This is a genomic window from candidate division WOR-3 bacterium, from assembly GCA_039802205.1.
In the GTDB taxonomy this organism is placed as follows: domain Bacteria; phylum Hydrothermota; class Tepidihabitantia; order SM23-42; family JAOAFX01; genus JAOAFX01.
Genome location: JBDRWD010000031.1, coordinates 22,406 through 29,836 on the forward strand (window position 1 = coordinate 22,406; position 7,431 = coordinate 29,836).

The window sequence follows — 7,431 nt, forward strand, 5'->3', positions numbered from 1 at the left end:
CGAAATGAAAAAACAACTCCCCTTATTAATTTGTATGTTAATGGGAGTTTTGATGATCGCGCAATTCTTCATTGGACATCCGATAAGCACTCAGGCTAACGAACATATCAATCGTTGGGTCATTGTTGTTTCTGCTTTCAGCATTATTCTTGGCATTGGCAGTCTTATTGACCATCATGCCGACCGGATAAAACGGAAAAACGAAGGTTGGCCCTTTAGTATCATCACGCTTTTCAGTCTGGCGGCAATGGCTATAATCGGATTATTCGGGGGGATAAAGAGTGGGACAGTGTTTATGACAATCTACTCCAATGTCATACTTCCTCTCGGCGCGAGTATGTTTGCAATTCTCGCTTTCTATATGGCTTCGGCAGCCTATCGGGCCTTTAGAGCCCGGACACTGGAAGCAACCCTGCTTTTGATTGCAGCGTTTGTGGTGATGCTGGGATTTGTTCCCTTTGGCTATTTCATCCACCCCAAACTCTCCGAATTTGCAGAATGGCTTTTAAAGGTCCCGAATATGGCAGCAAAAAGAGGGATCATGTTCGGAGTAGCTCTGGGCGTTGTCTCTACGGCACTGAAAATAATCTTGGGGATAGAACGTTCATGGTTGGGTGGAGGAGGTAAACAATGAACTTCGCCGAATTGATAGCAAAAATTCCGCGACAGATCATCTATATCGTTATTGCGCTGGCGATAATCATCCCTCTTATCACGCCGATCGGCATGGCGATAAATGTCATGCCCCAGACGCAGAAATTGATAAACGCAATTGAAGCACTCTCCCCTGATGCCAAACCGCTTCTCATCTCCTGTGACTTTGATCCACAATCCATGCCGGAATTATATCCAATGCTGGAGGCGTTATTGAACCATTGCTTCAATAGAAATCTAAAGGTTCTGGTGTTGGCACTCTGGCCCCAGGGCGCGGGAATGGCGGAAATGGCATTAAAAAAAGTACCACCGGTCTACAATAAAAAATACGGTGAAGATTATGTATTTCTCGGCTACAAAGCCGGCGCTGCAGCAGTAGTATTGGGACTCGGGGATAATTTTAAAAATGTCTTCCCAGCTGATTACTACAATACCCCTCTCGATTCCTTGCCCCTGACTGCCTCAATAAAAAACTACAATGATATAAGTATGGTGATAAGCTTTTCAGCAGGAGACCCGGGATATAGAACATGGATATTATACGGACAGGCAAAATTTGGATTCAAACTCGGAACTGGAGTCACGGCGGTTTCAGCCGCCGATACCTATCCCTATCTCAATAGCGGTCAGCTGGTAGGAGTATTTGCCGGGATGAAAGGGGCTGCGGAATACGAAACAGCACTGGCAAAAATTGGTTATCGACTCACCAGCCGAAACGCCACCAAGGCCATGGATGCCCAGTCTTTAGGTCATTTCTTTATAATGCTTTTTATCATAATTGGCAATATTGGTTATTTTATGTTGAGGAGGAAAAAATGAACCTTTCACCTGATATTCTGGTCTGGATTTCCTCTTTGCTTACCCTGTTTATCTTCTCTTTCATCTTTAGAGACAATCCCTTCTACCGCTTTGCCGAACACTTATTCGTCGGTACCTCTGCCGGCTATTTCATAGCCCTTTCCTATCACAATGTCGTCTACCCCAATCTCATTGTACCGCTGTTTAAAGAAGGACAAATCTTATATGTCATCCCCTTGGTACTGGGTGTGTTATATATCACACGGTTCATACCTCAGATTTCCTGGTTGGTGCGCATTCCAATTGCGTTTTTGTTAGGCTGGGGCTCAGGGGTAGCAATACCGGCGGCTTTGCAGGCGGACATCATAAAACAAATTCAAGGGACGATGCTGACGCGAGATGTATTCTCCCGCTGGGATAATGGTTTATGGGCAGTGATAATTCTACTCGGAGTTGTTGCTACCCTCATCTTCTTCTTCTTCTCAAGAGAGCGCAAGGGTATCATCAAACCTATTGCGAACTTAGGGATAATATTTATCATGCTCGGCTTTGGCGCTTCCTTTGGCTATACCGTGATGGCACGCATCAGTCTTTTGATTGGAAGATTTCAATTCCTGCTGAGTGAGTGGTTAGGGATAATAAAATAAACCGATACTCTGAGATCGGCAATTAAGAAACCACTATTCAACTACGAGAAATCTTTGTGCTGTACAAACGAAGATTTCCGGGGTAAATATCTCTTCTGCCTTTGCTGAGGGGGCAAGTAAAAACCACCCCGCTGGTGTCTCTTTTTATACAAGAAAACCCTTCCTTGGACCCGAATTATAAATTGAATCTAAAACTATCAGGGGAACAAAAAATCGGAAGAGTAGTATTTGTATACCAGCTCTAAATTAAAAATCAGAATTTGCGTTACCATATTGACTTCCACTGGGAACAGGCCTCTCTATTGTGGTCTCCACCCAAGCAACTATTTTACCTTAGAATCAAAACCTTCTGAACTTTTCTATCCTCGACACCGCTGAGAATTAAAAAGTATATTCCCGACATGAGATTAGATGAATCTAATCGGTAAGAATAAACACCTGGTTCAATTGTGCCTTGAGCAATCGTTTTGACCTTCCTGCCGATAATATCATAAAGATTTAAGCTGATTCGCTGTCTTTCTGGAATCGCACATTGAATTTGGGCATAATCTCTAATAACATTAGGCAAAACCATCAGTTTCAATTCTTTACCTTCCGCCCTCAACTTTTCACCCTCTTCAATACCTGTATACTGGGCATAGTCAAAATAGATGTATATTGGGTCATAGTCGCCACTTATCCAGACATTCCAGAGGGGATCAATATTCCTTACCATATCAATCGCATAAATATAATAGGCCCGATTCCTTAATGTATCAATCCGCTTTGCGAGTTGAGGGAGGCCGGGTCGATTGGTTAATGACCCAGTGTAGTTAATGGGTGTTCCCCAGGTTTGTCCATTATCCGAGGACCAGACCACATAAAAATCCCACCAGTTAAGTGCATCGGGCTCGTTATTCCGCGGCATACAGTATAAAACTGCTGCATAATTGCCGCCGGTCGCAATTGTTGGATAAATACATTCAGTATCTGGTGCACCAAAGGTGGAAGAGACCTCAATACAGGGCTGACCAGATTGATAAGATACATAGACCTTACTATGCCAAGGGTAGAGGCCATTATTATAATCATCACCGTTCCAATTATCAAAAACCAAGAGGGGATTGCCAGCATCAGTGACGGCCATTTGCACAAAACCTATAATGTTGTTCGGATACGGATTTGGCCAGACTATGGTCCAGGCCTGCTCTGGACTCCAATTGATACCATCGACGGTTGTTCTGTAATAAACATTGGCAGACTCATCATAATAGAAGACATAGACAATGCCATTATTTACATCAGCTCCCCAGAAGAAATTATCTGCTACCTTTCCGTGAGCAATCTCAATCTGTAAATCAGGTGAGCGTGTGAAATAGATAATACTATCAACGGTCAGGGCAATAAAGAGAATATTCCCATCCTGAAGTTGCAGGGGGATATTCATAAATACACCTGCGGTATCAGGACCAATATTCACAGGGTCTTCCCAGTTCCCGGTAAACCAGCCCACACAACGTTGGGCAATTGCTTTATAGCCAAGAGCAGCACCAAAACCAATATAGGGGTTTGTTGAAGCAAGGGTACTTATGCACCAATGTGGTCTTCCAAATTGCAGATTATAAATATAGTTATCATGAACCCAGTATGAAAGGTTGCCGGGCGCGGAATGAGCATTTATAGAATAATTAAAGAGAGCACGATTAGCTATTAAAATTGCATCAACTAATGGACTATAAGAGATTCTATGACCCTCCTGGGCCCAGAGACTGAGAACCCATGATGAGTCTATAATTGTTTCACTAAAACCAGGAGCGAGAAGGAAAAATGAAGCAGAAAGAATTAGAGAAATCTTTCGCATACAAGCCTCCTTCTTCTAGGGGGGGCTCTTCAAGAGAGGAGCCCCCTATAAATTTTATCTTATTAAAACTATTTTCTTAGTCAACCGGTAATTGGATGTAGTTACCACCACAAAGTATATTCCGTTAGGTAGTGCAGAACCTGTGCAATCTGTTCCATCCCATTTGATTTGATTGGATTGTGTATGAATTAAATGATTAAACTGCTGCACGAGACGTCCGGATGCATCATAGATATTGATTTTTGTTTGGTTTTCATCCTCTGGCAGGAAATAGTGAATTACAGTATGATCATAAAAGGGATTAGGAGTGATTGAGAGGCGGGGTTCTTTGAAGGACGAAGTATTAGATTCCTGCGTATTCTTTGCCATTTCCTCAATTTCCCTTTCGTATTCATAAATGAATATCTGGGCAACCAGGGCATAATCACCAATTACCTTTGTGATATTGAGATAGACTTCGCCATCTTTATAGCAGGCAGTTGGAAGCCAGCGCTCAAGAGTGGCAATTTCACCAAGATTTAGCCAGAGATTTGCGTGGAAGATATTGTCTGCATCAATCTTCATCTTCCAGCGATTGTGGCCTGGGGATTCAAAATAGAATACGAGTTTGATTCTATAACGCTTTGCTGGATTCAGATTCGGGAAGTGATAGATTAACTTTTGCGAGTGATAATCTATCGTCTTTTCTGGCTCGGGAGCAAACTGGATATAGCCATCCCTCTGCACTGTCCAGGGGCTTGGTGTTTCTTTGCCCGCATCAACATAGAAATAGGAAATTTCAGGAAGAGTAACGGTTTTTGCTCTGATTTCATAAAGACTCTGATTCCCTTCGGTCCAGATCGCGGTCAGTTTCGGCTCATAAGGAGGCGGCCAGTAAGGTGAACGAGTGACAACTCCATGTGAATATTTTGACATCCCAAGGGTCTGGGATAGAATCTGGTAGCCTTCATATTCCATATCCTTATAGCAGATTTCCCAGTTGTTGTCCTGAGGCGGCCAGATATACTCGCTCCAGGTTATCCATGTTGTTCCTTTACAGATTTGTGGCCATTGTGATTTGCCAGGGGTATTGCTAATGTTTCCTACAGGATAAATCACATCGTTCAACTCGTATGCCCTATATATTTCAATATTATTCACGGTTGAGTCTTCGTAAACATAGTTTATCAGTCCATTGGGGTGAACATCAACAAAGGGATGGTGTGCGAGTCTTCCATCTTGTGAAACCTGCTTTCTATCAACAATCTGATGATTCACAATATCCCATTTTATCCTGAAGATTTTGTCTTCACGCTGGAATGCAATGTAGAGATGATTGCCACTTTGAGTGATTGAAGGAAATTCACACCGGAGTGGAGCCAGTGCATATTCTAATTCAGTAAACTGAAAGCTTACTGGATTATTAACATCAAACCATCCAAGACAGAGATGGGAAGTTGGTCCATTTATATATCGGTCGCGCCATTCAAAAACTACATAGCCGATATTCGTTGTTGGGTCAATTATGAAACTGGGCGGATTGACATCAAGATTAAATGGACCGGTAAAAGAAGCCAACATATATGGCTCACTCCAATTCGTCCTATCATACCTTGCAAACCACAACTCACCGCCAGCAACCTGTGGTGTCGGTTCAATATTCCGTTGCCAGATGAGGCAGGGATAGCCACTACTCGCAACTGCAGAAATGGGGAAATTTCCGGGACCTAATAGTTTCTTGTAGCGCCAAGTTTGCCCAAAATTCGCGGAAAATGCGGCGTAAATGCTATCGCGGGTTTGGTAGACTGCGCATAATTTATTGGTAAAAGGAATGTATACCAACTTCTGTGCTGAGTAGGCGGTGCCGTAGCCTGTGGAACTGAAAAGAATTGTTGGCTGGCAAACGAGTGCATGCTTCCAGACTGGATAATAATGCAATCCCGAACTGACATCACTCCAATTCCAACCGCCATTCCAGCCGAGTTCAACACCACCTTGGTCTGGGTGACTGTACCGTTTGTAACCTGCGAACACCACACCAACACTTTCAGGGTCGCATCCTACAGAATAAACCATTACTTGATCATTAAGAGGTAATTCGTACCAAGTACCAGGCGCGCCACCGTGGTCGCTTTTCAACATCGCATGCCGAGGTGCAGATGCATCATCAAAAAGACCCGCATAAACTGTATCTGCAGAGTAAGGCGTAAATGCTAAACATGAAACGCCATATATATTTGAATTAATCACCTCCTCCCAGCTGTTGCCTCCATCAGTAGTTCTTAGCACAGGATTGTATGAACGACCAGCAATGGAATCAACAGCATCAATATAGAATACAGTTTCCGAATGGAATGGGGAGCAAACCAAGTCTTCTGGTAGTGCACGAATGTCAAAGGTCTTGACCTCATACCATGTTGAACTTCCTGGTGGACGTTTCACAATTGCCCAAATAAAAACTGGCACATCTTTACGACAAAGGAGCCATAGTGTACCATCTTTCGCTACATCAAACTGCTGTCGGCGTAAAGAGTATAGATAGCCCTCAGGAGGTGGAAAATAGGACCAATAATCACCACCATTGGAGGAATAATATATCGCCCTTCCCCTGCAAACTAAAAAGAGTTCTGCGTGATTTGCCGGATTAACAACGATTTTATAAGCAGAATCCAGAAGGGGCAGGGGTAGTCCATTATTAATGGGTACCCAGGAATAACCCAGGTCAATGCTTTTATATACACCATCCTTGCCGGCTCCGGCATAGAGGATATAGTAGTTTGGTGCGGAGTCCACTAAATATCCGGTGACACATGTAAGAGGCGGTAATTCATAACCGATACGAGACCAGCTGATGCCGTAATCTGTAGTTTTAAAAAGCATCTGATTGGCGACCACATAGACTGCTTCCCCCGCATAAAGCGGGAGAATGCTTAATAGTCCGATAGATAGATAGTGCGTAGCATCTTACCTCCTTTTGTGTTTGACCCTATTTCTTTTTCTATCCTTTTGAGTGTCAGGTCAAACACTTAAAAGGATTTTGTTTCTGCTCCTTCCCATCACCTCCTTTCACCAAAATTATAATTATTGTCAACTATAATATTATACCGCAATTCTCTCTTCTGTCAAGGGTAATTTTTGGATAGGTGATATACTTAAAGTGTGGAAATTTTTCTTGAAATTAAAAGAAAAAGGTGTATCCTTCCTTATGATTAAGAGATTAAATGGGTCATTTAATCTTGAAAGGAGGATACACCTATGAATCCATTTAATTATTCACGGGCTAAGCTTAATCAGATTTTTAGTGATGTCAAGGATATAATGAAAAATAGTTATTCCCATATGCGGAATTTTTAATAAAATTAGTTAAACATGAGGTACTAATGGCTGAAGATAAAAATTATCTCTACCTGGGTGTAGATGTCCATAAGCATTCATCTACCATAACGGTGATGGATGAAGATGGTAAGCGATTAGTAACGGAAAAATTACCAAATACTCGTGAGGCTTTTGTAA

5 protein-coding genes are annotated in these 7,431 nt (G+C 42.5%); 3 read left to right on the forward strand and 2 right to left on the reverse strand.

The features are described 5' to 3' along the window. Window positions 1-4: 4 nt before the first annotated feature. Genes ABIL39_07515 through ABIL39_07525 form a run of 3 tightly spaced genes read left to right on the forward strand, consistent with a single transcriptional unit; the run spans window position 5 to window position 2,099 of the window. Window positions 5-634, forward strand: a complete 630-nt coding sequence (locus ABIL39_07515; protein ID MEO0165967.1) for a hypothetical protein — start codon at window positions 5-7, stop codon at window positions 632-634. Continuing rightward, window positions 631-1,473 carry a hypothetical protein gene (locus ABIL39_07520; protein ID MEO0165968.1) on the forward strand — a complete coding sequence of 281 codons (843 nt, stop codon included), beginning with the start codon at window positions 631-633 and terminating at the stop codon, window positions 1,471-1,473. Before ABIL39_07515 ends, ABIL39_07520 begins: the two co-directional genes overlap by 4 nt. After that, window positions 1,470-2,099: a hypothetical protein gene (locus tag ABIL39_07525; GenBank protein MEO0165969.1), complete on the forward strand. Its 630-nt coding sequence runs from the start codon at window positions 1,470-1,472 to the stop codon at window positions 2,097-2,099. The genes ABIL39_07520 and ABIL39_07525 overlap by 4 nt, the downstream gene beginning before the upstream one ends. A 328-nt stretch (window positions 2,100-2,427) precedes the next feature. Here the strand turns inward: ABIL39_07525 and ABIL39_07530 are convergent, their stop codons facing one another. Next, window positions 2,428-3,939, reverse strand: coding sequence for a hypothetical protein (locus tag ABIL39_07530; protein ID MEO0165970.1), 1,512 nt, complete (start codon window positions 3,937-3,939; stop codon window positions 2,428-2,430). A 54-nt stretch (window positions 3,940-3,993) separates the two neighbouring features. Then, the gene (locus ABIL39_07535; GenBank protein MEO0165971.1) at window positions 3,994-6,813 is read right to left on the reverse strand and encodes a T9SS type A sorting domain-containing protein; all 2,820 of its coding nucleotides are present in this window, start codon (window positions 6,811-6,813) and stop codon (window positions 3,994-3,996) included. Window positions 6,814-7,431 lie beyond the last annotated feature (618 nt).